This window comes from Marmoricola sp. RAF53, from assembly GCF_052114005.1.
Taxonomy (GTDB): Bacteria; Actinomycetota; Actinomycetes; order Propionibacteriales; family Nocardioidaceae; genus Marmoricola.
On the sequence record NZ_JBFRDX010000002.1, the window covers coordinates 102,003 to 126,418 of the forward strand.

General features: G+C 72.0%; 23 protein-coding genes. 10 read left to right on the forward strand and 13 right to left on the reverse strand.

Annotated features, from left to right (window positions below):
* Window positions 1-10: 10 nt before the first annotated feature.
* The 7 genes from AB4Y76_RS02115 to AB4Y76_RS02145 form a co-directional block, all read right to left on the reverse strand.
* Window positions 11-1,741 carry an acyl-CoA mutase large subunit family protein gene (locus AB4Y76_RS02115; protein ID WP_441921845.1) on the reverse strand — a complete coding sequence of 577 codons (1,731 nt, stop codon included), beginning with the start codon at window positions 1,739-1,741 and terminating at the stop codon, window positions 11-13.
* Between the two features lie 67 nt (window positions 1,742-1,808).
* Window positions 1,809-2,294, reverse strand: coding sequence for a MarR family winged helix-turn-helix transcriptional regulator (locus AB4Y76_RS02120; RefSeq protein ID WP_441921846.1), 486 nt, complete (start codon window positions 2,292-2,294; stop codon window positions 1,809-1,811).
* Between the two features lie 24 nt (window positions 2,295-2,318).
* Window positions 2,319-2,843: a PH domain-containing protein gene (locus AB4Y76_RS02125; RefSeq protein ID WP_441921847.1), complete on the reverse strand. Its 525-nt coding sequence runs from the start codon at window positions 2,841-2,843 to the stop codon at window positions 2,319-2,321.
* A gap of 16 nt (window positions 2,844-2,859) precedes the next feature.
* The gene (locus AB4Y76_RS02130; RefSeq protein WP_441921848.1) at window positions 2,860-3,039 is read right to left on the reverse strand and encodes a hypothetical protein; all 180 of its coding nucleotides are present in this window, start codon (window positions 3,037-3,039) and stop codon (window positions 2,860-2,862) included.
* 107 nt (window positions 3,040-3,146) lie between these two features.
* Window positions 3,147-3,635, reverse strand: a complete 489-nt coding sequence (locus AB4Y76_RS02135) for a VOC family protein (RefSeq protein ID WP_441921849.1) — start codon at window positions 3,633-3,635, stop codon at window positions 3,147-3,149.
* 28 nt (window positions 3,636-3,663) lie between these two features.
* Window positions 3,664-4,662: a methylmalonyl Co-A mutase-associated GTPase MeaB gene (meaB, locus tag AB4Y76_RS02140; RefSeq protein ID WP_441921850.1), complete on the reverse strand. Its 999-nt coding sequence runs from the start codon at window positions 4,660-4,662 to the stop codon at window positions 3,664-3,666.
* Window positions 4,663-4,710: 48 nt separating this feature from the next.
* Window positions 4,711-5,901 carry an acetyl-CoA C-acetyltransferase gene (locus AB4Y76_RS02145; protein WP_441921851.1) on the reverse strand — a complete coding sequence of 397 codons (1,191 nt, stop codon included), beginning with the start codon at window positions 5,899-5,901 and terminating at the stop codon, window positions 4,711-4,713.
* Window positions 5,902-6,045: 144 nt separating this feature from the next.
* Between AB4Y76_RS02145 and mce the strand changes: the two genes are divergently transcribed.
* The 3 genes from mce to AB4Y76_RS02160 all read left to right on the forward strand — a co-directional run bounded on the left by mce (window position 6,046) and on the right by AB4Y76_RS02160 (window position 9,756).
* A complete protein-coding gene (mce, locus tag AB4Y76_RS02150) occupies window positions 6,046-6,498 on the forward strand; it encodes a methylmalonyl-CoA epimerase (protein WP_441921852.1) in 453 nt (150 codons plus the stop codon).
* Between the two features lie 283 nt (window positions 6,499-6,781).
* On the forward strand, window positions 6,782-8,119 hold the full coding sequence (gene ccrA / locus AB4Y76_RS02155; protein ID WP_441921853.1) for a crotonyl-CoA carboxylase/reductase: 1,338 nt from the start codon (window positions 6,782-6,784) through the stop codon (window positions 8,117-8,119).
* Window positions 8,120-8,301: 182 nt separating this feature from the next.
* Window positions 8,302-9,756, forward strand: a complete 1,455-nt coding sequence (locus AB4Y76_RS02160) for a hypothetical protein (RefSeq protein WP_441921854.1) — start codon at window positions 8,302-8,304, stop codon at window positions 9,754-9,756.
* A 59-nt stretch (window positions 9,757-9,815) separates the two neighbouring features.
* On the opposite strand, the gene AB4Y76_RS02165 is transcribed toward AB4Y76_RS02160, so the two are convergent.
* The gene (locus AB4Y76_RS02165) at window positions 9,816-10,772 is read right to left on the reverse strand and encodes an EamA family transporter (protein ID WP_441921855.1); all 957 of its coding nucleotides are present in this window, start codon (window positions 10,770-10,772) and stop codon (window positions 9,816-9,818) included.
* A 39-nt stretch (window positions 10,773-10,811) separates the two neighbouring features.
* Between AB4Y76_RS02165 and AB4Y76_RS02170 the strand changes: the two genes are divergently transcribed.
* Window positions 10,812-11,348 carry a CGNR zinc finger domain-containing protein gene (locus AB4Y76_RS02170; RefSeq protein ID WP_441921856.1) on the forward strand — a complete coding sequence of 179 codons (537 nt, stop codon included), beginning with the start codon at window positions 10,812-10,814 and terminating at the stop codon, window positions 11,346-11,348.
* A gap of 15 nt (window positions 11,349-11,363) precedes the next feature.
* Here AB4Y76_RS02170 and AB4Y76_RS02175 read toward each other — a convergent pair whose 3' ends face one another.
* Window positions 11,364-12,173, reverse strand: coding sequence for an alpha/beta fold hydrolase (locus AB4Y76_RS02175; RefSeq protein WP_441921857.1), 810 nt, complete (start codon window positions 12,171-12,173; stop codon window positions 11,364-11,366).
* A gap of 129 nt (window positions 12,174-12,302) precedes the next feature.
* Between AB4Y76_RS02175 and AB4Y76_RS02180 the strand changes: the two genes are divergently transcribed.
* From AB4Y76_RS02180 to AB4Y76_RS02195, 4 genes are all read left to right on the forward strand, one after another.
* On the forward strand, window positions 12,303-13,727 hold the full coding sequence (locus AB4Y76_RS02180) for an MFS transporter (protein WP_441921858.1): 1,425 nt from the start codon (window positions 12,303-12,305) through the stop codon (window positions 13,725-13,727).
* A 149-nt stretch (window positions 13,728-13,876) separates the two neighbouring features.
* Window positions 13,877-14,584, forward strand: coding sequence for a hypothetical protein (locus tag AB4Y76_RS02185; RefSeq protein WP_441921859.1), 708 nt, complete (start codon window positions 13,877-13,879; stop codon window positions 14,582-14,584).
* A 65-nt stretch (window positions 14,585-14,649) separates the two neighbouring features.
* The gene (locus AB4Y76_RS02190; protein WP_441921860.1) at window positions 14,650-16,680 is read left to right on the forward strand and encodes a histidine kinase; all 2,031 of its coding nucleotides are present in this window, start codon (window positions 14,650-14,652) and stop codon (window positions 16,678-16,680) included.
* Entirely contained in the window at window positions 16,673-17,335 is a 663-nt protein-coding gene (locus AB4Y76_RS02195) for a response regulator (RefSeq protein ID WP_441921861.1), read from the forward strand. Before AB4Y76_RS02190 ends, AB4Y76_RS02195 begins: the two co-directional genes overlap by 8 nt.
* 67 nt (window positions 17,336-17,402) lie before the next feature.
* On the opposite strand, the gene AB4Y76_RS02200 is transcribed toward AB4Y76_RS02195, so the two are convergent.
* Together AB4Y76_RS02200 and AB4Y76_RS02205 are read right to left on the reverse strand one after the other, a co-directional pair.
* A complete protein-coding gene (locus tag AB4Y76_RS02200) occupies window positions 17,403-18,629 on the reverse strand; it encodes a 3-hydroxyacyl-CoA dehydrogenase NAD-binding domain-containing protein (protein ID WP_441921862.1) in 1,227 nt (408 codons plus the stop codon).
* 85 nt (window positions 18,630-18,714) lie between these two features.
* Window positions 18,715-19,554: an oxygenase MpaB family protein gene (locus AB4Y76_RS02205; protein ID WP_441921863.1), complete on the reverse strand. Its 840-nt coding sequence runs from the start codon at window positions 19,552-19,554 to the stop codon at window positions 18,715-18,717.
* 34 nt (window positions 19,555-19,588) lie between these two features.
* Between AB4Y76_RS02205 and nucS the strand changes: the two genes are divergently transcribed.
* Both nucS and AB4Y76_RS02215 read left to right on the forward strand, forming a co-directional pair.
* Window positions 19,589-20,272, forward strand: coding sequence for an endonuclease NucS (nucS, locus tag AB4Y76_RS02210; protein WP_441921864.1), 684 nt, complete (start codon window positions 19,589-19,591; stop codon window positions 20,270-20,272).
* Window positions 20,273-20,364: 92 nt separating this feature from the next.
* Entirely contained in the window at window positions 20,365-20,739 is a 375-nt protein-coding gene (locus tag AB4Y76_RS02215) for a hypothetical protein (protein ID WP_441921865.1), read from the forward strand.
* A gap of 5 nt (window positions 20,740-20,744) precedes the next feature.
* Here the strand turns inward: AB4Y76_RS02215 and AB4Y76_RS02220 are convergent, their stop codons facing one another.
* Together AB4Y76_RS02220 and AB4Y76_RS02225 are read right to left on the reverse strand one after the other, a co-directional pair.
* Window positions 20,745-22,196, reverse strand: a complete 1,452-nt coding sequence (locus AB4Y76_RS02220; protein WP_441921866.1) for a PAS domain S-box protein — start codon at window positions 22,194-22,196, stop codon at window positions 20,745-20,747.
* Window positions 22,197-22,333: 137 nt separating this feature from the next.
* Window positions 22,334-24,370: a protein meaA gene (locus AB4Y76_RS02225; RefSeq protein ID WP_441921867.1), complete on the reverse strand. Its 2,037-nt coding sequence runs from the start codon at window positions 24,368-24,370 to the stop codon at window positions 22,334-22,336.
* Window positions 24,371-24,416: the final 46 nt, after the last annotated feature.

A 24,416-nucleotide genomic window follows, 5' to 3' on the forward strand; every position in this document is an offset into this window, starting at 1 on the left:
CTCCCAGGGCTCAGAAGCGGGCGGGCTCCCGGTACTCGCCCCACTCAGCACGGAGCGCGTCGCAGATCTCACCGAGCGAGGCCTCCGCGCGGACGGCGTCGAGCATCGCCGGGATCATGTTGCCCTCGCCGCGGGAGACGTCGACCATCCGGCCGAGCGCCTCGTCGATGACGGCCTGGTCCCGGGCCGAGCGGCGGTCCTTCAGCACCCGGACCTGCTCGACCTCGACCTCGTGCGAGACCCGCAGGATCTCCAGGTCGGTGGTCACCGAGTCGAGGTGCACGTTGACGCCGACGACCTTCTTGTCGCCCTTCTCCAGCGCGGTCTGGTACTGGAAGGCGGCCTCGGCGATCTCGGACATGAACCAGCCGTCCTCGATGCCGCGGAGCAGGCCCTTCGTGATCGGGTTCTCGCCGGCGGCGGTCGCCCTCGCCAGGCCGGCGTGGTCGGCGGCGGTGAGCGTCGAACCGCCCATGGCGAGGATCCGGTCGAAGATCGCGTTCGCCTCGGCCTCGATCTTGTCGGTCAGCGCCTCGACGTACCAGGAACCGCCGAGCGGGTCGGCGACGTTGACGACGCCGGTCTCCTCCATGATCACCTGCTGGGTGCGCAGCGCGATCTCGGCGGCCTGCTCGCTCGGCAGGGCCAGGGTCTCGTCGAGCGCGTTGGTGTGCAGCGAGTTGGTCCCGCCGAGGACCGCGGCCAGCGCCTCGACGCCGGTGCGGACCACGTTGTTGTACGGCTGCTGCGCGGTCAGCGAGACACCGGCGGTCTGGGTGTGGAACCGCAGCCACTGCGCCTTCTCGGTCTGCGCGCCGTACACGTCGCGCATCCAGCGCGCCCAGATCCGGCGGGCGGCGCGGAACTTGGCGATCTCCTCGAAGAAGTCGAGGTGGCTGTCGAAGAAGAAGCTCAGGCCGGGGCCGAAGACGTCGACGTCGAGGCCGCGCGACAGCCCGAGCTCGACGTACCCGAAGCCGTCGGCGAGGGTGAACGCGAGCTCCTGCGCGGCCGTCGAGCCGGCTTCGCGGATGTGGTAGCCGGAGACCGAGAGCGGCTTGTAGTCCGGGATGTTCTCGGCGCAGTACTCCATCAGGTCGCCGATCAGGCGCAGGTGCGGCTCGGGGCCGAAGAGCCACTCCTTCTGCGCGATGTACTCCTTGAAGATGTCGGTCTGCAGGGTGCCGTTGAGGACACCGGTGTCGACTCCCTGGCGCTCGGCGGCGACGAGGTACATGCAGAAGATCGGCACCGCCGGCCCGCTGATCGTCATCGAGGTCGTGGTCTCGCCGAGCGGGATGCCGTCGAAGAGGATCTCCATGTCCGCGGCGGAGTCGATGGCGACGCCGCAGTGGCCGACCTCGCCGAGCGCCTTCGGGTCGTCGGAGTCGCGGCCCATCAGGGTCGGCATGTCGAAGGCGACCGAGAGGCCGCCGCCGCCGCGGCCGAGGATCATCTTGTAGCGCTCGTTGGTCTGGTGGGCGTTGCCGAAGCCGGCGAACTGCCGGATCGTCCAGGTGCGGCCGCGGTTGCCGGCCGGGTAGAGACCTCGGGTGAACGGGAACTCGCCGGGCCACTCGCCGTCGTCGGTGCCGTACGCCGGCTCGACCTCCATCCCGGAGAGGGTGGTGAAGTCGGCCTCGCGCTTGCGGGAGGCGGCGTAGCGCTCCTGCCAGCGCTCGCGCGCGTTCTGGGTACCGGTGTTCTCGTCCTGGCCGGAGGTTGAGCTCGTCGAAACCATGGCTAAATACTAGGACGTCCAACTAAATATTGCGAGAACGCCCGGGTGGCGCCGGTCACATCCGGCCTCAGAAGTCGCCCGCGGCGGAACGGACCGGGCGCAGCAGCTCGGAGAGCTCCTGCAGGCTGTCCTTGTCCAGGGTGCCGAGGCCGAAGTCCGCGGCCACGAGGTCGGCGGTCGCCTTCTCCACCAGGGCGCGACCCGCCGGCGTGATCTCGGCGAGCACGGCACGGCCGTCGTCGGGGTGCCGGCGACGCTCCACCAGGCCGGCCCGCTCCAGCCGGTCGATGATCGAGGTGATCGAGGTCGGGTGCACCTGCAGGCGCTCCCCCATCTTCCCGAGCGGCAGCGACCCGCGGGAGGAGAAGGTCAGCAGCACCAGCGCCTCGTAGCGGGCGAACGTCAGCCCGTGCGGCTTGAGGATCGCGTCGAGCCGGGCGAGGACGAGCTGCTGCACCCGCATCAGCGAGGTGACGGCGTGCATCTGCGGCACGCCGTCCCAGCGCAGCGCCCACTGCCGGGCGGCTTCGTCGATCGGGTCGAAGGGAAGCATCGGGTCCTCGGGCTCGTACGGCGTTCAGTTGACCTTCGGCCCGCGCAGGCCCGCGCGCTGGACGACCCGCTGGATCGCCAGGTCGCGCTGGTCCGGGCTGCCGACGAAGCGGATCTCGCGGAGCCCCTGGTCCTGGGCAGCGGACTCGAAGGTGAAGTGACCGTACCCGAGGACGCGACCCGACATCGGCTTGACCACCGTGATGTCGAGGATCCGCCCGAGCGGCATCGTGGCCAGCGACCGGGCCAGCACACCGTGCACCCGGAAGACCCGCATGTTGGTGATCACGAACCGGTCGACGTTCGCCGCCAGTGCCCGCCAGCCGCCCCAGGCGAGCAGGCCCAGGCCGAGCGCGAGCGGGACCCAGGCCAGGTCGATGTCGGTGAGCGGGAAGAGCACCAGGAGCGCGAGCCCGGCGAGCCCGATCAGCGCCGGGACGACATAGACGACCCAGTGCTTGCGGACCTCGTCGACGATGACCTCGCCCTCCTCGCGCAGCAGGTGCCGGCCGATCTCGGGATCGGTGAGGAAGCGCGGGAGCAGCGGCATCGCGGGCCGGGCCGGGTCAGGACTTGATCGCGTCGATGAAGTCGATGAGCGCGCCGAACAGCGAGGTCAGCGCCTCCCAGAGCGCGGCGGCGCCGTCCTTCGCGGTCTGCGCCAGGCCGCTCGGGTCGGTGAACATGTAGAAGCCGATGAACACCAGCACGAGGAGGACCGTGCCCTTCTTCAAGGCGCCTGCCATCGTGCTCTCCGTTCGTCCGTGCGGTCCGGGCACGGCCGAGTTCCGCACCCCGGGACTTTTGTACCTCGGAGGGCGGCCCGGATCGGGGAGGCGCGCCTGAGCCCGGCTCAGCCCGCCTTGAGCGCGTCGTAGAAAGCCCGCATCTCCGGGCCGATCCGGGCGAGCTCGACGTACGGGACGCCGGCGTGCGCGCCGTCCAGGTACGCGAACTCCATGCCGCCGCCCATCATCGAGCCGGCCTGGACGACCTCGACACCGGCCTCCCGCGCGGACTCGAGCGCGACCGCCATGTCGTCGACCTCGAAGCAGAGGTGGTGCAGCCCCGGCGGGGAGACCGCCAGGAACTCGGTGTAGATCGACGTCCCGCTGACCGGCTGGATGATCTCCAGCTGGAGGTCACCGGCGTACCCGAGCGAGACGTGCACCGTGAAGTCGGCCGGCTCCCCGCGCAGGGTGCAGGCGTCCGGCCCGAAGCGGATGTCCGGCAGCCGGGTCCAGGCACCGACTCCGAAGTTCGCCGACAGGAACCGCTCGGTCGCCTCGATGTCCTCGGTCACCCAGCACAGCTGGGTCACGGGTCCGGTCGCGATCGTCATCGGCGCTCCTGCCGTCGGGCCCGCGCGGTCAGTCCGGGAGCGGACGTTCCGTGTACGTCGCGAGCAGCTCGTCGGCGGCAGCGTACGGGTCGGACTCCCCCGCCACCACGCGTTCGGCCAGGTCGTCCAGCTCGGTCCGGGCGTGCACGTCGCCCCAGCGCTCGCGCAGCGCGGTGACCGCGATCGCCTCGATCTCCTCGCGCGCCCGCCGGGCACGCCGCCGGGCGAGGTCGCCGGAGGACTCCAGGTGCGCCCGGTGCTCCTCCAGCGCGTCCACGACGTCGGCGACGCCCTCGCCGGTCTGCGCGACCGTCTTGAGGATCGGCGGGTTCCAGGCGCCCTCGGGACGCTCGCTGAGCCCGAGCATCGAGCGGAGCTCGCGGCGGACCTGGTCGGCGCCGTCGCGGTCGGCCTTGTTGATCACGTACAGGTCGCCGATCTCCAGGATGCCGGCCTTGGCCGCCTGGATGCCGTCGCCCATCCCGGGCGCGAGCAGCACCACGGTGCTGTCGGCCATCGAGGCGATCTCGACCTCGCTCTGGCCCACGCCGACCGTCTCGACGAGGATCACCTCGCAGCCGGCGGCGTCGAGCACCCGCAGCGCCTGCGGGGCCGCCCAGGACAGGCCACCGAGGTGGCCGCGGGAGGCCATCGAGCGGATGTACACCTCGGGGTCGAGCGCGTGGTCCTGCATCCGGATCCGGTCACCGAGCAGCGCCCCGCCGGAGAACGGCGAGGACGGGTCCACGGCGAGGACGCCGACGCGCTTTCCGCGCTTGCGGAACTCCCCGACCAGCGCGTTGGTGGAGGTCGACTTGCCGACGCCGGGCGACCCGGTGAGACCGATGACGTGGGCGCCGCCCGCGCCGGTCTCCTTCTTCAGCCTCGCCAGGCCGGCCATCACCTCGCGCAGCAGCGGCGAGGCGTCCTCGACCAGCGAGATCAACCGGGCGACGGAACGGGCGTCCCCGGACCTGGCCTTCTCGACCAGTCCGGGGACGTCCGCGGCGATTCCTCTACGACTCATGGATTTCGAGACGGTCGCAGGACGACCTCCTCAACCTCTTCGCTCCGCTCAGGCCTTGGGGACGCGCACGATCAGGGCGTCGCCCTGGCCGCCGCCACCGCAGAGCGCGGCCGCACCGGTGCCGCCACCGCGGCGCTTGAGCTCGAGGGCGAGGTGCAGCACCACGCGGGCACCGGACATGCCGACCGGGTGGCCCAGCGCGATCGCGCCGCCGTTGACGTTGACCTTCGACTCGTCGAGGCCGAGCGCGCGGGTGGACTCGATGCCGACGGCGGCGAACGCCTCGTTGAACTCGATCAGGTCGAGGTCGGTCGGGGCGATGCCCTCCTTGTCGCAGGCCGCCTTGGTGGCGTTGGCCGGCTGCATCTGCAGGCTCGAGTCGGGGCCGGCGACCATGCCGTGCGCGCCGATCTCGGCGAGCCACTCCAGGCCCAGCTCCTCGGCCTTGGCCTTGCTCATCACGACCACGGCGCAGGCGCCGTCGGAGATCTGCGAGGCGGAACCGGCGGTGATGGTGCCGTCCTTGGCGAAGGCCGCGGGCAGCCGGCCGAGCGACTCGGCGGTGGTGTCGCCGCGGACGCCCTCGTCGGCGGAGACGACGATCGGGTCGCCCTTGCGCTGCGGGATCGTGACCGGCACGACCTCCTCGTCGAAGACGCCGTTCTTCCAGGCCTCGGCGGCCTTCTGGTGCGAGGCGGCGGCGAACGCGTCCTGCTCCTCGCGGGTGAGCTTCACGCCCTCGGCGTTGATCTGCTCGGTCAGGCCGCCCATGGCCTGCTGGGTGGCCTGGTCGTAGAGGGCGTCGTACGCCATCGAGTCGACGAGCTTGGTGTCGCCGAACTTGAAGCCGTCGCGGGAGCCCGGGAGCAGGTGCGGGGCCCGGGTCATCGACTCCATGCCGCCGGCGACGACGATCTCGTGCTCACCGGCGCGGATCAGCTGGTCGGCCATCGCGATCGCGTTGAGGCCGGAGAGGCAGACCTTGTTGATGGTGATCGACGGCATGCTCCACGGCAGACCGGCGGCGATGCCCGCGGCGCGGGCAGGGTTCTGGCCGGCACCGGCGAGGATGACCTGGCCCATGATCAGGTAGTCGACCTGGTCACCGGAGACGCCGGCCTTCTCGAGCGCGCCCTTGATGGCGACGCCGCCGAGCTCAGCGGCCGAGAGGCTCTTCAGGCCGCCCTGCAGACGGCCGATCGGCGTACGGGCGCCGGCGACGATGACGTTCACGGACATGCGGTCCTCCTGGAAAGAACAAACGGGGTCCTTACGACACTACCCACCGGTAGTGGCATCCGGCGAGGGGTCTCGTCCGCCGTCTCGTGTCGGGGTCGTCACACCCCGTTGTGACCCGCAACGGCCTGGTCGAAGATGGCGACCATGACTTCTGCACTGGACATCCCCGAGCACCTCTTCGTCTGCATCGACCACGTCGGCGTCGCCGTCCCGGACCTGGACGAGGCGATCAGCTTCTACGAGTCGGCCTTCGGCATGAAGGTCACCCACCAGGAGACGAACGAGGAGCAGGGTGTTCGCGAGGCGATGGTCGCGGTCGGCGACTCGGGCTCCTGCATCCAGCTGCTCGCCCCGCTGAACGAGAGCTCCACGATCGCCAAGTTCCTCGACCGCAGCGGCCCGGGCCTGCAGCAGCTCGCCTACCGCGTCACCGACCTCGACCAGGTCTCCGCGATCCTCCGCGAGCGCGGCCTCCGCCTGCTGTACGACGCCCCGAAGCGCGGCACCGCCGACAGCCGGATCAATTTCGTGCACCCGAAGGACGCCGGCGGCGTACTGGTCGAGCTCGTCGAACCCGCCAAGCACGGCGCGCACTGAGCGCGGAAAACCAAGGGAAGCCGTGAAACTGGCGCTTCCAGCCCGAAGTTTTGGGTCGAAGCGCCGGTTTCACACCAGAAGCCGAGGTTCCGCGGCCCGCCGCAACCACCCCGCGACCCGCCCCGCAACCGGCCCCGCACGCCGCCAGCAGCCTCGGCGCAACCTCGGCGAGTGCAGGGTGAGACGTCGGGCACAGCTCACCCCAACCAACGTGACTCACGGGTAACATCCGTGCCCGAGTCAGTCACGAACCCGGTACCGACCCAGAGCAGGAGCACCTGACGTGCAGCACATTCTCGACGCGATCACGGCCGGCGACACCTCCGCGGAGGACTTCGCCAACCTCGCCCTCCCCGAGTCGTACAAGGCGGCGACCGTCCACAAGGACGACGTCGACATGTTCGAGGGCCTGGAGAGCCGCGACAAGGACCCCCGCAAGTCGCTCCACATCGACGAGGTGGCGCTGCCCGAGCTCGGCCCGGGCGAGGCCCTGGTCGCGGTGATGGCCTCGGCGATCAACTACAACACCGTCTGGACCTCGATCTTCGAGCCGGTCTCGACCTTCGGGTTCCTTGAGCGCTACGGCCGGATGTCGCCGCTGTCCAAGCGGCACGACCTGCCGTACCACATCGTCGGCTCCGACCTGTCCGGCGTGGTGCTCAAGACCGGCCTCGGCGTGCACTCCTGGAAGCCCGGCGACGAGGTCGTCGCACACTGCCTGAGCGTGGAGCTGGAGAGCAGCGACGGCCACAACGACACGATGCTCGACCCCGAGCAGCGGATCTGGGGCTTCGAGACCAACTTCGGCGGCCTGGCGCACATCGCGCTGGTGAAGTCGAACCAGCTGATGCCGAAGCCCGACCACCTCACCTGGGAGGAGGCCGCCTCGCCGGGCCTGGTGAACTCCACCGCCTACCGCCAGCTGGTCTCCAAGAACGGTGGCGCCATGAAGCAGGGCGACAACGTCCTGATCTGGGGCGCCTCCGGCGGCCTCGGCGGCTTCGCGACCCAGTACGCGCTGAACGGCGGCGCCGTCCCGATCTGCGTGGTCTCCAACGAGGAGAAGGCCCAGATCGCCCGCAAGATGGGCGCGGAGCTGATCATCAACCGCTCCGAGGAGGGCTACAAGTTCTGGAAGGACGAGCACACCCAGGACCCCAAGGAGTGGAAGCGCTTCGGCTCCAAGATCCGTGAGCTCACCGGCGGCGAGGACATCGACATCGTCTTCGAGCACCCGGGCCGCGAGACCTTCGGCGCCTCGGTCTACGTCACCCGCAAGGGCGGCACCATCACCACCTGCGCCTCGACCTCGGGCTACATGCACGAGTACGACAACCGCTACCTGTGGATGAACCTCAAGCGGATCGTCTCCAGCCACTTCGCCAACTACCGCGAGTCGTGGGAGGCCAACCGCCTGGTCGCCAAGGGCATGATCCACCCGACCGTGTCGAAGTCCTACAGCCTCGACGAGGTCGGCCAGGCCGCCCTGGACGTCCACAAGAACGCCCACCAGGGCAAGGTCGGCGTGCTCTGCCTGGCCCCCGAGGAGGGCCTCGGCGTGCGCAACCACGAGCTGCGCGCCCAGCACATCGACAAGATCAACGTGTTCCGCGGCGTCTGACGCCCGAGACACTCCCGGGAAACACTCCCGAATGCTCCGTACGGGGTCGGAATCGCCTGCAGGACAGGCGATCCGGCCCCGTCGGCCTTTTTCCGCCCACCGGACGCCCGGGTTGGGTTTCGGCGACGGCATCGGACAGACTGTGCCGGGGAGTGAGAGTTCCACCTACTGCGAGGGAAACAATGACTGAAGACCGCGGCCTGTCCATCTTCGACGAGGACACCGACGGGGACGACCCCACCCAGGTGATCCCCCGGGTCGACCCGACGAAGCCGCCGACCGCCGGCGAGATCGCGGCGGCCTCGGGCGAGGACGACGTCCCCACCCAGGTCCCGGTCGCCGAGCGCGTCTCGGCCCCGCCCGCCCCGGCGAAGCCGGTCGAGCAGCCGGCGGCTGCCGCGAAGCCCGCCGACAAGCCTGCGGAGAAGCCCGCCGCGCCCGCGGCCCCGGCGGCCGAGAAGCCCGCCGCGCCCGCGAAGCCGGTCGAGAAGAAGCCGGTCGTCGTCGCCGAGCCCGCCCCGGCCGCTCCGGCTCCAGCGGTCCCCGCGGCCGTCGCCCCGGCCAGCCCGGCGGTCCCGGCAAGCCCGGCCAGCCCGGCTCCCAAGCACGTGCAGCCGGTCGCGGCGCAGACCGTCGTCCCGGCGGTCGCGGCGGTCAGCCTGCCGCTGGTCCGCCGCGGCGGCTACGACAAGGACGCCGTCGACAAGCTGGTCCGCACCCTGAGCGCCGAGAAGGCCGGCCTGCTGGCCAGCCTCAACGAGGCACACGAGAAGCTGCGCGCCGCGGAGACCGCCAACGCCCAGCTGCACGCGCGTGCCAGCGAGGTCGAGTCGCCGTCGTACGCCGGCCTGGGCGGCAAGGCGAGCGCGATGCTGCGCCTGGCCGAGGAGCAGGCCGAGGACGTGCGCTCGGAGGCGGGCGCCCAGGCGGCCGCCATCATCGAGCAGGCCAAGCGTGACGCCGCCGCGATCACCGCACGCGCGGAGAGCGACGCCGACGACATGCGCGTCGTCCAGCTCACCGAGCTCGACGAGCTGCGTGCCCGGACGATGGCCGAGATCGACGCGGAGCGGCGCCGGCAGCGTGCCGACGCCGACGACTACCTGGCCGCCGCGCGCCGCGAGGCCGACCAGGTCAAGCTGGCCGCCGAGCAGGAGACCACCGCGGCCCGCACCACGACGGCCCGCGAGGTCGAGAAGCTGCGCTCGGCCGCCGACCGCGAGGTCCAGGAGGCACGTCGCGCGCTGGCCGTGGAGAAGGAGCGCCTGGCGCGCGAGGCCGCCGATCACCACGGCACCGCCCTCGCCGAGACCCAGCGCCTGGTCGCCGACGCGGAGGCACGCGCCAATGCCGCGGAGGACCGCGCCCGCGAAGCCACCACGGCCGCGAACAACCACCAGGAGCAGGCGACGCTCGACGCCGAGGCGCTGCTGACCAAGGCCCGCCGCGAGGCCGAGCAGATGGTGAGCGCCGCGCGCAAGGAGGCCGAGAGCCTCCGCGCCGCCGGTCACGCCGACCACGAGCGCGAGCTGTCCTCGATCACCGCCGAGGTCGACCGGCTCTCCAAGCGGCGCGACGCGATCGTCGCCCAGCTCGGGGCGCTCAAGGACGTCGTCCAGGGCTTCGGCGAGGAGTGACCGCGCAGCGCGCCTGACCGCGTGCTCGACCGAGGGCCGGACCCGCTGGGGTCCGGCCCTCAGTCGTTCCGCTCGCCGAGCTTGACCACGACGACCCCGGCGAGCACGAGCGCGGCGCCCGCGAACTGCACCGGGGCGGGGATCTCGTCGCGGAGCAGCCAGGCGAAGACGAGCGCGAAGAGCACCTCGAGGAGCGCGACGAACGAGGCAAGCCGGGAGCCGAGTCGGCGGGACGCGGCGATCCCGGTGACGTAGGCGACCGCGGCGGCGACGATGCCGAGCCCGGCGACCGGGACCCAGACCGGCACGGTGCCGACGGCGTACGCGACGTCCGCACCGCTGGCCTCCAGGCGGACCACGCCGACCAGCCCGGCGAGCAGCAGCACGACGGTGCCGACGACCAGTCCCCCGGCGGCGAGGACGAGTGGCGGGAGGTCGCTCTCCTCGGCGGAGAGCACGAAGTAGACCGCGGCCCCGGCCATCGCGCCGAGCGACCACAGGATGCCCGGGAGGCTGACGTCGGCGCCGGAGAGCAGGTCGAGGACGAGCACCAGGCCGACGGCGGCGAGCGCGGCGCCGAGCGCGGTCAGCCGGGTCGGCCGGTGGCCGTGCCGGAACCACAGCCAGCCGAGCACGGCGACGGGCGCGGTGTACTCGATGAGCAGGGCCGGTCCGACCTGCATGTGCCGGACGGCGTTGAAGTAGGCGAGCTGGCAGCCGGCGACCGCGACGACGCCGTACACGGTGATCGTGCGCAGGTGCCGGCGCAGCAGCGACCAGCGGCCGTCGAGGACGACCAGGGCCGGCCAGAGGAGCACGAGCGCGGCCACGGCGACGCGGACGGTGACGGCCCCCGCCGCGCTCCAGCCGGCCGCCATCAGGCCGCCGGCCAGCGCCCCGGAGAGACCGAAGGAGGCTGCCGAGACGACCGCGAGACCGAGGCCCGGGAGCGAGGTCGCCGGCCGGACCGCCGCCCTCGTCCGGGTTCCCCTGCCGTCATGGGTCAACGTCGCCATGGTCCATGACACTACGGATCGCGCTGGTAAGGTGTCAACATGGTTTTCGCCCATGACACCGAGGCGGCACTGCTCGCCGCCGTCGAGCTGGCGAACTCCGGCCTCGAGCCGGACACCCTGACCGCCGTGGAGGACCTGGACTCGTTCTTCGAGAGGCACTCCTACACCGGCTCCCACCGCCGCACCCGGGCCGAGCTGGACGAGGTGCGCGACCTGCGCTCCGGTCTGCGCGCGCTGTTCACCAGCAGCCGCGACGACGCCGTCGCCCGGGTCAACACCATGCTCGCCGAGACCGGCGCCGTCCCCCAGCTCGTCCGGCACGGCGGCCACGACTGGCACGTGCACGCCACCGGTGCCGAGCAGCCGCTGGCGACCCGGATCGTCGTCGAGACCGCCATGGCGATGATCGACGTGATCCGCGCGGACGAGATGTCCCGCTTCGGCGTCTGCGCCGACGCCGACTGCGAGGGCGTGGTCCTGGACCTGTCCCGCAACCGCTCCAAGCGGTTCTGCTCGGTCACCTGCGGCAACCGCAACGCCGTCGCCGCCTATCGCAGCCGCCGGCACGGCGTCTGAGCGGCCCGCCCCCGCTCAGGGAGCCAGGAACCGCCGCAGCACCTCGACGAAGACGTCCGGCTGCTCGGAGTGCACCCAGTGGCCGGCGTTCTTGACCGTCACCCGCCGGTTCCGCGGGAACCAGCGGTCCATCGCCGGCGCGTACTCCTCGGAGACGTAGTCCGAGCGTTGCCCGGCCAGCCACAGCACCGGCCCCGGGTACGGCGCGGTGCCGGCCAGCTCGTCCTCGGGCCAGCCGCCGATCACCGGGAGGTCGCGGCGGAGCCCGGCCAGGTTGGCCTGCCAGCGCCAGCCGCCGTCCGCGCCCGCCTCCCGGCGCAGGTTCTGCAGCAGGAACGACCGCACCGTCGGGTTCGGCACCGCCTCGGCGAGCCCGGCCTCGGCATCGGCGCGCTCGTCCAGCCGGTCCAGGTCGAGCCCGCTCATCGCCTCGATGTAGCCGGCGAACTCGCCGACCTTCCGGTAGCCGACGGGGGCGATGTCGACGACGCAGAGCCGCTCGACCAGGTCGGGGTGGCGCAGCGCGAGCACCATCGCGACCTTGCCACCCAGGGAGTGGCCGACGAGCGCGACCGGGTCACCGGCGGCCTGATCCGCGACGGCCGCGGCGATCCGGTCCGCCACCTCGAAGAAGTCGAACCGCTCGGTCCACGCCGACCGGCCGTGGTCCGGCAGGTCGAGCAGCAGGACCTGGTGCTCGTCGGCGAGGGTCTTGGCGATCTGGGTCCAGTTCCGGCCCTGGCCGAACAGGCCGTGCAGGAAGACGACCCGGCTGCCGCTCTCCCCGTAGGAGGCGGTGTTCAGCAGCGGAGCACGGTCGGGCACGCCGCCAGCCTAGGGCGTGGCTCGCGCCCGATCGCCGGTCGGACCCCGGTCAACACCTGAGCCGCAGCCGGGCCAGACCAGGCACGACGATGCTTGCCCCTCCCAGGGAGCCGCCGGAGCATGAGGGACATGACCGAGACCGGCAACCGCACCGGGCCCGTGCCCGGCGCGGGCGTCAGCGTCGGCGTCGCGTGCGTCGCGACGGTGATGCTGATGCTCGACATCAGCGTCGTCAACACCGCTCTGCAGGACATCGCCGCGGGCCTGGACACCGGGCTGAGCGGCCTGCAGTGGGTGATCGACGCCTACACGCTGCCGCTGGCCGCCGTCGTCCTCACCGYCGGCTCGGTCGCCGACAAGTTCGGCCGCAAGCGGCTGTTCGTGATCGGCATGATCGTCTTCACCCTCGCCTCGGCGGCCTGCGGCGCTGCCCCGGGGATCGAGGCGCTGGTGGCCTCCCGCGCCGTCCAGGGTCTCGGGGCCGCGGTGCTGTTCGCGACCGCGCTGGCCCTGATCTCGGAGGCAACGCCGACCCCGGAGCAGCGGGCGAAGGCGCTCGGCATCTTCGGCGCCGCGATCGGCGCGTCGTTCGCGATCGGCCCCTTCGTCGGGGGCGCTCTCACCGAGTGGCTCGGCTGGCGGTCGATCTTCTGGATCAACGTCCCGATCGGCATCGCCGTACTGGTGCTGTCGACCCGCGTGGTGGAGAGCCGCGACCCGTACGCCCGCCGGGTCGACGTCCCGGGCCAGCTCGCCCTGATCGGTGGTCTGTTCCTGCTGGTCTTCGCGCTGCTGCGCGGCAACCAGGACGGCTGGGGCAGCACCAAGGTGGTGCTCTCCCTGGTCGGCGCGGGCCTCCTGCTGCTCGCCTTCGTGGCGATCGAGCACTTCTCCCGCGAGCCGATGCTGCCACTGCCGCTGTTCCGGCACGCCCGGTTCACCGGACCGCAGGTGCTCGTCTTCGGGATCGCGGCCTCCTTCTTCGCCGCCTTCCTCTACGCCACGCTCTACCTGCAGGGGGTCGTCGGGCTGTCTCCCATCGAGACCGGCCTGGCCTACCTGCCCTCGACCTTCCTCGTCTTCGTGGTCTCCGGCGCCTCCGCGGCGCTGATGACCCGGATCGCGCCGGCGATCCTCGCCTCCACCGGGCTCGTCCTGGTCGCCGTCGGCCTGATGGTCTTCACCTGGACCACCCACGCCGACTCCGGCTGGGCCGCGACCCTGCCCGGCCTGCTGATCGCCGGCGTGGGCACGGGCCTGGTGAACCCGTCCGGGAGCTCGCTGGCGCTGGACGCGCTGCCGCCGTCGCAGAGCGGCCTCGCCTCCGGCGCGAACGACACCTTCCGGCAGACCGGCGTGGCGGTCGGGATCGCCTGGCTGGGGACCTTCGTGCCCGCGGCCGGACCGTTCGGCACCGACCCGGTGGTCTACGTCGACGGCATGCACGACGCCTTCCGGGCGGGTGCGGTGCTGGCGCTGGTCTGCGCCGTCGGGACGGCGCTGCTGCTGGTCCGCCGGGCGCCCCGGACCGAACCGGTCGCCGAGCCCGTCTGAGCGGTCCCGGGAGCGCCCCGGAAGTGCCCGGAAGTGGCCCGGAAGTGGCCCGGAAGCGCCCGGGAAGTCGGGACGCCGGGCCCTGCCGCCCGGGACGCCGGGCCCGGCACCGTCGGTCAGGTCAACTCCCTGACCGAAAGGAACCCGCCATGACGGCGACCACCACCACCCCGCGGAGCGCCGCCGGCACCCCGACCCGCCCGCAGCACACCACCACCGGCCGCGGCTGGGCCCGGGCCGGCGCCCTGGCCGGCCTGACCGGCCTGATCGGCATCGGCGCCTCCACCGCCGTCGACGCCGTGTACGACGCCAAGATCGCCGGCGACGCCCCGGCCATCGTCGAGAAGCTCGCCGACCAGACGGCGCCGCTGCTGGTGATGCACACCGCGATCCTGCTCGCGACGGTCCTGATGATCCCGTTCGCGGCCGGCGTGAAGCGCCGGCTGGCCGCGCAGACCCCGGCGGGCAGCCTGCTCCCGGACGTGGCCGCCTTCGGCCTCGTGCTGGTCTCCGTCGCCGGCCTGATGGGCACCGCGCTCGACACCGAGTTCATCTTCGGCGTCAACGACCCGGACGCGCACCTGGTGCCCGAGGTCGGCGTGCTCTACGGCCACTGGGTCGGCACCGTCCCGTGGCTGTGGGTCGGCGCGGGCGTCGCCGGGGTCGCGATCGCGATCGCCGCGCTGCGGCTCGGCGCCGCCCCGCGGTGGATCGGCTGGGTCGGCGCCGTCCTCGGCGGCCTCACCCTGCTGTTCGGGATCTCGCCGCTGCAGTACATGGCCGGCTTCACCGGCCCGCTGCTGGTCCTGCTGCTCGGCCTCGGCTTCGCCTTCGGCGACCGCGACGAGCTGTCCTGACCGGGCAGCGAGAAGTCAGCCCGAAAGTCGAGCGAGGAACCGTGTCCCCGATCTACGCTGCGCCGATGGCCACCCAGACGGTGCCTCCGCAGACCGGACCGGCGGAGCCGGACCTCCCCGCTCAGGGCATGCCCCGGGTGGCGACCGCGATCGCGGTCGTCGCCTGGGGCACCGCCGTGCTCGCCGGCGTGCTCACGATCGCCGCGCGTCCGCCCGTGGACGTCGGCACCTGGTTCTTCTTCGTCGACGCGATGGTCGCCGTCGTCTACGGCACCACCGCCTGGGCGATCCTCTCCCGCCGCAACCACCCGGTGCCGTGGATCCTCGCGGTCACCGCGATCGGTGGCGGGCTCGCCGCGCTCGGCTACGCGTGGGCCGTCTTCGTCGCCCGCAACGGCGGCTTCCCCGAGCTGGAACAGCTGGTGCGGCTCCAGAACACCGCCTGGGTCCCCGGCACGCTCGCCCTCTTCCTGGTCGTCCCCTGGCTGGTCCGTGACCACCCGCTCGGCTGGGAACGGCTCGGCCTCGGCGCCGGCATCGCGCTGATCGCGGTCACCGAGTACGAGCGCTACGCCCGCGACGGCGCCTGGGACCGGACGATGTTCACCGCGACCGTCGTGCTCGGGGTCGTGACCGCCGCGGTCGTCGAGTGGCGGCACCGGTTCGGCCCGGCCGCCGAGCGCAACGGGCTCGGCTGGCTCGCCGTCGGCACCCTGGTGATGGCGCTCTCCTTCGTCCCGCTGACGCTGCCGGTGGGCTTCGACGAGCAGGGCCGCCCGACCGTCGACCTGTTCGGCGGCTCGGTGGACTTCCTGGACGTGCTCAACCTGACCCCGGCGCTGCACCTGGCCGCGCAGGCGGTCTTCCCGGCGGCGATCCTGGTCGCGGTCCTACGGGGCCGGATGTGGGGCCTGGACCTCGCCGTCAGCCGGGCGACCCTCGCCGCTGTCCTCACCCTCGGCCTGGTCCTCACCTACCTGGCCGTCAACCTGCTGGTCGCGCACTTCGTCCCCGGCGACGGCCTGCCCCAGCTCGCCGGCGCGGCCGCGATCGCCGTCGCGGTCCAGCCGGCCCGGCTCCGGGTGGAGGCACGGGTGAACACGCTCGTGTACGGCGCCGCCTCGACCGACCCGACCCGGCTGGTGCTCGGCCTGGGCAGCAAGCTCGGCGTCGAGGGCGACCTCGACGACCTGTTCGCCGGCCTCGCCCGCGACCTCGGCACCGGCCTGCGGCTGGAGTCGGTCACCGTCCGGGCCGAAGGGATCGACGACGTCCGCTGGGGAACCCCGACCTCGGCCCCGACCACGGTGCCGCTGCTGCACCGCGGCCAGGCGGTCGGCACCATCGAGGTCACCGCGCCGGCCGGCGAGATCCTCGGCGCCCGCGGCGAACGCCTCGTCGCCGACTTCGGCGCGGTCGCCGCGGCGGCGCTCGTGGTCCGCGCGCAGGCCCACGAGGTCGACCGCGCCCGCGCCCGGCTGACCCGCGCCCGGCTGGAGGAGCGCCGGGTGATCCGGCGGGAGATCCACGACGGGCTCGGGCCGTCGCTGGCCGGGCTCCGCCTGGGCCTCCAGGGCGCGCGCAACCTGCTCGGCCGCGACGACGAGGCGGCAGCCAGGATCCTGGAGCAGCTCCAGCTCGACCTCGACCAGCGCGTCGCGGAGGTCCGGACCCTGTCGCACAGCCTGCTCCCGCCGGTCCTCGACGAGCTCGGCCTGGCCCCTGCCCTGGAGGAGCTCTCCGCCCGGTACGCCGAGAACGGCGTCGTCGTCGGCATCCGGGCCGACGTGCCGGACGGCCTGCCCGCCGCCGTCGCCGTGGCGGCGTACGGGATCACCAGCGAGGCGCTGGTGAACGCCCACCGGCACGGTGCGGCCGGCCGCTGCCGGGTCGTCGCGCTCGTCCAGCATGATTCCCTCGTGGTCACGATCGAGGACGACGGCACCGGGATCGCGGCCGACGCGGTGCCCGGGGTCGGCACCCAGGCGATGCGCGAGCGCGCCGAGGAGCTGGGCGGCCGGGTCGAGGTCGGCCCGCGCCCGGGCGGCGGCACGGTCGTGCGCGCCGACCTCCCGCTGGTGGTGGCCGGTGACTGAGCCCGGCTCCGCGGAGATCCGCGTCCTCGTCGTCGACGACCACCCCGTCTTCCGGCTCGGGATGAGCGCCCTGCTCGGCTCCCTGGCCGGCGTCACCGTCGTGGGCGACGCCGAGGACGCCGAAGCCGCGCACGCCGCCGTCGACGCGCACCGCCCCGACGTCGTGCTGATGGACCTGCACCTGGGCGAGGACTCCGGCATCGAGGCGACCCGCGACGTCGTCCGCCGGCACCCCGACGTCGCCGTGCTGGTGATCACGATGCAGGAGGACGACGAGTCCGTGGTCGCCTCGATCCGGGCCGGCGCCCGCGGCTACCTGCTCAAGGGCGCGTCGCCGGACGAGGTCGAGCGGGCGCTGCGCGCGGTCGCGAACGGCGAGATGATCCTCGGCCCGAAGGTCGCCGCCCGGGCGATGGCGGCGGTGACGTCGGGTCGGACCGCCGCCCGGGTCCCCTTCCCCGAGCTCACCGACCGCGAGCGCGAGGTCCTCGACCTGGTCGCGCGCGGGTACGACAACACCACGATCTCCCGCCGGCTGGTGCTCAGCCCCAAGACCGTCCGCAACCACGTCGCCAACGTGCTCAACAAGATCGGCGCACCGGACCGGTCCGCCGCGATCGTCGTGGCCCGCGAGGGCGGCCTCGGCGCCGACTGAGACGTCCGGGAACGCCGAAGCCGCCGCCCCGGTCCGGGACGGCGGCTTCGGTGAGCGTCGCACGACGTCAGCTGTAGTCGTGGAAGCCCTTCTTGGTCTTGCGGCCCAGGTGGCCGTCGGCGACGACCTTCTCCAGCGAGGCGGCCGGCGCGAAACCGGGCTCCTTGAACTCGGCGAAGAGCTCCTTCTGGATGGCCAGCGACACGTCGTTGCCGACCACGTCGAGGAGCTGGAACGGGCCCATCGGGAAGCCGGCCTCGGCCTTGATGGCGTCGTCGATCACGGACAGCTCGACACCGGACTCGGCGAGCAGGCAGGCGTCGTTGAGGTACGGGAACAGCAGCGCGTTGACGATGAAGCCGGAGCGGTCGGCGCAGGACACCGCCACCTTGCCGACCTTGGCGCACAGCGCGAGCGTGGTCTCGTTGACGTCGGCGCCGGTGGCCGGCGCGGTGACGACCTCGACCAGCTTCATCACGGTGGCCGGGTTGAAGAAGTGCATCCCGATGACCGACTCCGGCCGCGAGGTGGCGTCGGCGAGCTGGGTGATCGGCAGCGAGGAGGTGGTGGTCGCCAGGATCGCGCCCTGCTTGATGATCCGGTCGAAGTCGCGGAACAGCTCGAGCTTGAGGTCGAGGTCCTCGGCGATCGCCTCGACGACGATGTCGACGTCGGCGAGCGCCTCGCGGGTGGTCGCACCGGTCAGGCGGCCGAGCACGGCCTCCTTGGTGGCCTCGTCGGAGCGGCCCTTCTCGATCAGCTTGTCCAGGCCCTTGGTGATGCCGCCGATGACGCCGGCGATCTTGTCCTCGCCGCGGCCGACGAAGACGACGTCGTACCCGGCCTGGGCGAAGACCTGGACGATGCCGGAGGCCATCGTGCCGGTGCCGACGACGCCGACCTTCTTGATGTCGTGGCGCAGCTGCGGCTGGTCGTCGGCCGAGGGGGTCTCGTCGTCGGCGATGACCTCGCCGTTGGCGTAGGTGTAGAACCCGCGACCGTCGGACTTCCCCGTGCGGCCCTCGCCGACCAGCGCGGTCAGCAGGTCGGCCGGCTTGTGCAGGTTGTCACCGGTCTCGGCGTACCGGGCGGCGAGCTGGTCGTGGACCGTGTCCAGGCCGAGCTCGTCGAGCACGGTCAGCGGGCCCTTCGGGTAGCCGCAGCCGAAGCGCATGGCCGCGTCGATGTCCGCGCGCGAGGCGTACTTCTGCTCGTACATCCGGACGGCGTGGTTCAGGTACGGGAGGACCAGCGTGGCGCTGATCTGCTCGTTCGTGGCTGCGGTCTCAGTCATGGCCGCGATTTTGCCATCTAACTTACTGACGAGTAAGGGTTCTTCCACCCCTCGAAATGCCAGAACCGTCACATTGACAGCGCGCTCAGCCGCCGAGCAGATCCTCCCCCGCCGCCCGGCGGGCCCGGACGTCCTCCAGCGCGGCCAGGAACAGCCGCGTACGCCGCTCCGCCGACTGCCGCCGGACCACGGCGCCGACCACCCGGTTGAACCGGTCGAAGGCCCGCTGACGGCGCCCGGACCACGGCAGACCCATCGCCGTGCGCAGCTCGGGCGGCAGGTAGCCGGTGACCAGCCAGGCGCGCAGCCGCAGCAGCGGCCCCGGGACCCGGCGGTCCAGGTACTCCAGCCGGATGATCCGGTGCAGGAACGCGCCGACGGACGGATCGATCCGGGCCTGCGCGAGCCCGGCACGCCAGTAGGCCTCGAAGGCCTCCCGGTCCGCCGGCCAGAGCTCGGCCGGCATCTGCAGCATCGCCCCGAAGATGACGCCCTGGCGGTAGAACTCCGCGCGCTCCGCCCCGGCCAGCGGACCGAAGGCGTGCTCCCGGGACTCCTCGAAGCCGCGGTAGAGGCAGGCCGCCACCCAGCGCTGCAGCTCCGGGTCGAACGCGCTGTACGCCGGCGTGGCCCCCGGCGCGCTGCGGACCCGGGCGTGCGAGGTGTTCACCGCGTTCCGGTACGCCGCCCGCTCGTCGGCACTGCCGAGGACCGCGACCGCGAGGAACGCGACCGTGGTCCGGCGCCGACGGGACGGGTTGCCGAAGAGGCTCCCCTCGACGACCGGACTGTCCTTGACGCCGTACCCGACCTCGGGCCGGCTCAGCTGCATCACCACGTTGGCCGTGCCGCTCAGCGCGGTGAAGATCGACGCCCCCTGTGCGAGCAGGGAGGTGTCGAGATCGTCGAGCGCGCCCACCGCCATGCGCCGAGGATAGGGCGCTCGATAGTCTCCGCGGGTGAGACTCGTCGTTGCGCGCTGCCAGGTCGACTACGCCGGGCGGCTGTCCGCCCACCTGCCGATGGCGACGCGGGTGCTCATGCTCAAGGCCGACGGCTCGGTCCTGGTGCACTCCGACGGCGGCTCCTACAAGCCGCTGAACTGGATGAGCCCGCCCTGCACCGTCAAGGAGGGCACCAGCGAGGACGGCCGGATCGAGTGGGTGGTGACGTCGAAGACCGACGACACGCTGCGGATCCTGGTCGACGAGATCCTGCACGACACCTCGCACGACCTGGGCGTCGACCCCGGGCTGCAGAAGGACGGCGTCGAGAAGCACCTCCAGGAGCTCCTCGCCGACCACCCGGCCACCCTCGGCGAGGGCCTCACGCTGGTCCGCCGCGAGTTCCCCACCGCGATCGGCCCGGTCGACCTGATGTGCCGCGACGCCGGCGGCCGCTCGGTGGCCGTCGAGATCAAGCGCCGCGGCGAGATCGACGGGGTCGAGCAGCTCACCCGCTACCTCGAGCTCCTCAACCGCGACCCGCTGCTGACCGGCAAGGGCGAGGTCAAGGGCATCTTCGCCGCCCAGGAGATCAAGCCCCAGGCCCGCGTCCTGGCCGAGGACCGCGGCATCGCCTGCGCCGTCGTCGACTACGACGCCCTGCGCGGCCTGGACGATCCGACCGAACGGCTGTTCTGAGGTTCTCCACAGGGCGAGCACTGATGCAGGTGTCCACAGGAGGCCACGGTCCCGCTGGCGGGTCGCACTCCGCGCCCCCTACCGTGAACGGCATGACCAGCGACCCCATCCCTGAGCGTCGGCTCGCCCGGCTCGAGAACGACCGCGACGCCCTCTACGACCTGGTCCGGGTCTTCCGGGTGGAGACGCGCGCACAGTTCGCGAAGATCGACCGACGTCTCGACCGGATCATCGGCCGTCTCGACAAGCACGACGTCCGTCTTGACCAGCACGACGCGCGGTTCGACCGGATCGACGCGCGGTTCGACCGGATCGACGCGCGGTTCGACCAGCACGACGCGCGGTTCGAGCAGCACGACGCGCGGTTCGACCAGCACGACGCGCGGTTCGACCGGATCGACACGCGGTTCGACCGGATCGACGGCACGCTGACCGAGATCCTGCGCCGGCTCCCCGAGTCCGCCTGACGCTCTCAGCCCACCAGCGGCAGACTCATCCGGAACGTCGTCCCGGCCTCGTCCGACTTCACCACGCTGATCATGCCGCGGTGGGCCTCCAGGATCGCCAGCGTGATCGTGAGGCCGAGCCCGGCGCCCGGCACCTGCTGGGCGATGGCCGTGCCCGAGCGGTAGAGCCGCTCGAAGATCCGGTTCGGGTCCTGCTCGCCGATGCCGATCCCCGAGTCCGCGACCTCGATCTCGGCGAACGTGTCCGCGAGCCGCAGTGACACGTGCACGTGGCCACCGGCGGGGGTGAACTTCAGCGCGTTCGACATCAGGTTGTCGATCGCCTGCCCGAGCCGGTCACGGTCGGCGTCCACCGGAACCGGGAAGCCCGGCACCTCCATGCTGAGCTCGATGTCGACCTCCTCGGCCCGCGGGCGGGCCGCGTCGACCGCGTCGCGCACCACCGGCTCGAGGTCCAGCAGCTCGGGACGGATCGCGAGCCCGCTCTCCTCGATCGCGACCAGCGTCAACAGGTCGTCGACGAGCCGGAGCTCGCGCTCCGCGCTGCGGGCGATCACCGAGAGGAACCGGCGTCCCTGCGGGCTCAGCGGCTCCAGGTCCGCGAGCAGCTCGCTGTAGCCCAGCATCGAGGTCAGCGGCGTCCGGAGCTCGTGGGAGACGGTCGCGAAGAACTCGTCCTTGACCCGGTCGGTCTCCTCCTGCATCCGCCGCCGTTCGCTGATGTCGCGCACGGCAGCCGAGACGAGCAGGCCCTCCTCGGTCTCCAGCGGCGCCAGCGAGATCTCCACCGGGAACTCGCTACCGTCCTTGCGCCGGGCGAACAGGTCGCCGGCCAGGCCCATCGGCCGGGTGCGCGGGCCCGCCACGTAGCCGGAGCGGAAGGCGACGTGCATCCCGGCGAACCGCTCCGGGACGAGGATCTCGACCGACTGCCCGACAAGCTCGCCGCGGTTGTACCCGAACTTCTCCTCCACCTGGGCGTTGACCAGGACGATCGTGCCGGTGTTGTCGACGATGACCATGGCGTCCGGGGCGGCTTCGAGCAGGCCGCGGAAGAGCCGCTCCTCGCGCCGTTTGGCGGTGACGTCCCGGACCGCGGCGGAGATCAGCAGCCCCTGGTCGGTCTCCAGCGGGGCCAGCGAGATCTCCACCGGGAACTCGCTGCCGTCACGGCGGCGGGCGCGGAGATCGAGCCCGCTTCCCATCGACCGCACGTGCGGCTCGTGCAGGTACTCGGAGCGGTGCTTGCGGTGCAGCTCGTGCAGCGACGCCGGGACCAGGACCTCGACCGGCTGGCCGAGCAGCTCACCGCGGGAGTAGCCGAAGACGCGCTCGGTCTGGGCGTTGACCAGCTGGATGATGCCGCGGGAGTCGATGACGACCATCGCGTCCGGGGCAGCCTCGAGGAGCCCGCCCAGATCGGACGGGCGCCGTCCTGCATCCTGGTCCGCGCTCACGACGCACGCTCCCTCGTCCTCGCCGCCGGGGCTCCCCTCCCGGCGCGACCATGCTAGTGAGCGAAGGTCGGTTCGCGGGGCTGATTGTCCTAGTTGTCGCAGTTGAGTCGCGGGACGGTGCGACCGGACCAGACCGGTCAGACCGCCAGGCCGTTGGCCTTCCTGATCGCCGTGACGATCCCGGCCATCGCCTGGGTGAGGCTGAAGTCCTTGGGCGTGAAGACCGCGGCGACGCCCAGCTCGACGAGCTTCTTGCCGTCGGAATCGGGGATGATGCCGCCGACGATCACGGGGATGTCGGAGATTCCCTGGGCCTTCATCAGGTCGAGCACGTCCGGCACCAGCTCCATGTGGGAGCCGGAGAGGATCGACAGGCCGACGCAGTGCACGTCCTCGGCCACGGCGGCCGCGACGATCTGCTCGGGGGTCAGCCGGATGCCCTGGTAGATGACCTCGAAGCCGGCGTCACGGGCGCGGACCGCGACCTGCTCGGCACCGTTGGAGTGACCGTCCAGGCCGGGCTTGCCGACGAGCAGCCGGAGCCGCCCACCGGCGGCACCGGCGAGCTCGTCACCGGTCGCCTTCACGGCGTCCCGTACGGCGGTCAGCTCGGCGCCCGCCTCGACGACGCCCACGGCACCGGCGACCCCGGTCGGGGCGCGGAACTCGCCGAAGACCTCGCGGAGCGTGCCGGCCCACTCCCCGGTGGTGGCGCCCGCCCGGGCGGCGTCCAGGGTCGCGGCCATCAGGTTGACGTCGGTCTTCGCGTCCGCGGCCAGCTTGGCCAGGGCGGCGGCGACCGCGGCCTCGTCGCGCTCGGCCTTCCACGAGGTCAGCGACGCGATCGCGGTGCGCTCGGCCTCCGGGTCGGCGGTCTGGATGGCACCGTCGAGGTCGGCGGTCAGCGGCGACTCGGCGGTGGTCTCGAACTTGTTCAGGCCGACGACGATCTCCTCGCCGCTCTCGATCCGGGCCCGCCGGGCGGCGTGGCTGGAGACCAGCTCCTGCTTCATGTAACCGGAGTCGACGGCCGCGACGGCGCCGCCCATGGCCTGGATCCGGTCCATCTCGGCCCGGGCGTCGGCGATGAGCTGGTTGACCTTGGCCTCGACGACGTGCGAGCCGTCGAAGATGTCGTCGTACTCCAGCAGGTCGGACTCGAAGGCCAGCACCTGCTGCAGCCGCAGCGACCACTGCTGGTCCCACGGACGCGGCAGGCCGAGCGCCTCGTTCCAGGCCGGCAGCTGCACGGCGCGGGCGCGGGCGTTCTTGCTCAGCGTCACGCCCAGCATCTCCAGGACGATCCGCTGGACGTTGTTCTCGGGCTGCGCCTCGGTGAGGCCGAGCGAGTTCACCTGGACGCCGTACCGGAACCGGCGCATCTTCTCGTCGGTGACGCCGTAGCGCTCCCGGGTGATCTCGTCCCACAGCTCGACGAAGGCGCGCATCTTGCACATCTCCTCGACGAACCGGACGCCGGCGTTGACGAAGAACGAGATCCGCCCCACCACCTTCTCGAAGTCCTCGTCCGAGACCTGGCCGGCGTCCTTGACCGCGTCGAGGACCGCGATCGCGGTGCACAGCGCGAACGCCAGCTCCTGCGTCGGGGTCGCGCCGGCCTCCTGCAGGTGGTAGCTGCAGATGTTGATCGGGTTCCACTTCGGGATGTTGTTGACCGTGTACGCGATTGTGTCCGCGGTCAGGCGCAGGGAGTGCTCCGGCGGGAAGACGTAGGTCCCGCGGCTCAGGTACTCCTTGATGATGTCGTTCTGGGTGGTGCCGGCGAGGCGGGCGTGCACGTCCTGCGGCGCCACGTCCGGGTTCTGTTCTTCGGCGACCACCTGGTACAGCGCGAGCAGCCACATCGCGGTGGCGTTGATCGTCATCGAGGTGTTCATCTCGACGAGCGGGATGTCCTCGAAGAGCCGGCGCATCTCGCCGAGGTGCTGGATCGGGACGCCGACCTTGCCGACCTCACCGCGGGCCAGTGGCGAGTCCGGGTCGTACCCGGTCTGGGTGGGCAGGTCGAAGGCGACCGAGAGACCGGTCTGCCCCTTGGCCAGGTTGCCCCGGTAGAGCTTGTTGGACTCCGCGGCCGAGCTGTGGCCGGCGTAGGTGCGCATCACCCACGGGCGGTCCTTCACCGGGGCAGGGGTGGTCGACTTGTCGCTCATGGGGCGAGCCTAGAGCGACTTTGCTACTCCCCGGTAGGCGTTGTGG

Excerpts from the sequence above, each read along its gene's own strand:
- AB4Y76_RS02120 (WP_441921846.1), bottom strand. The coding sequence starts at position 2,294 with ATGCTTCCCTTCGACCCGATCGACGAAGCCGCCCGGCAGTGGGCGCTG.
- meaB (WP_441921850.1), bottom strand. The coding sequence starts at position 4,662 with ATGAGTCGTAGAGGAATCGCCGCGGACGTCCCCGGACTGGTCGAGAAG.
- AB4Y76_RS02225 (WP_441921867.1), bottom strand. The coding sequence starts at position 24,370 with ATGAGCGACAAGTCGACCACCCCTGCCCCGGTGAAGGACCGCCCGTGG.
- AB4Y76_RS02125 (WP_441921847.1), bottom strand. The coding sequence starts at position 2,843 with ATGCCGCTGCTCCCGCGCTTCCTCACCGATCCCGAGATCGGCCGGCAC.
- AB4Y76_RS02130 (WP_441921848.1), bottom strand. The coding sequence starts at position 3,039 with ATGGCAGGCGCCTTGAAGAAGGGCACGGTCCTCCTCGTGCTGGTGTTC.
- AB4Y76_RS02165 (WP_441921855.1), bottom strand. The coding sequence starts at position 10,772 with ATGGCGACGTTGACCCATGACGGCAGGGGAACCCGGACGAGGGCGGCG.
- mce (WP_441921852.1), top strand. The coding sequence starts at position 6,046 with ATGACTTCTGCACTGGACATCCCCGAGCACCTCTTCGTCTGCATCGAC.
- AB4Y76_RS02200 (WP_441921862.1), bottom strand. The coding sequence starts at position 18,629 with ATGACTGAGACCGCAGCCACGAACGAGCAGATCAGCGCCACGCTGGTC.
- AB4Y76_RS02185 (WP_441921859.1), top strand. The coding sequence starts at position 13,877 with ATGACGGCGACCACCACCACCCCGCGGAGCGCCGCCGGCACCCCGACC.
- AB4Y76_RS02160 (WP_441921854.1), top strand. The coding sequence starts at position 8,302 with ATGACTGAAGACCGCGGCCTGTCCATCTTCGACGAGGACACCGACGGG.
- AB4Y76_RS02170 (WP_441921856.1), top strand. The coding sequence starts at position 10,812 with ATGGTTTTCGCCCATGACACCGAGGCGGCACTGCTCGCCGCCGTCGAG.
- AB4Y76_RS02215 (WP_441921865.1), top strand. The coding sequence starts at position 20,365 with ATGACCAGCGACCCCATCCCTGAGCGTCGGCTCGCCCGGCTCGAGAAC.
- AB4Y76_RS02190 (WP_441921860.1), top strand. The coding sequence starts at position 14,650 with ATGGCCACCCAGACGGTGCCTCCGCAGACCGGACCGGCGGAGCCGGAC.
- AB4Y76_RS02205 (WP_441921863.1), bottom strand. The coding sequence starts at position 19,554 with ATGGCGGTGGGCGCGCTCGACGATCTCGACACCTCCCTGCTCGCACAG.
- AB4Y76_RS02135 (WP_441921849.1), bottom strand. The coding sequence starts at position 3,635 with ATGACGATCGCGACCGGACCCGTGACCCAGCTGTGCTGGGTGACCGAG.
- AB4Y76_RS02145 (WP_441921851.1), bottom strand. The coding sequence starts at position 5,901 with ATGTCCGTGAACGTCATCGTCGCCGGCGCCCGTACGCCGATCGGCCGT.
- AB4Y76_RS02115 (WP_441921845.1), bottom strand. The coding sequence starts at position 1,741 with ATGGTTTCGACGAGCTCAACCTCCGGCCAGGACGAGAACACCGGTACC.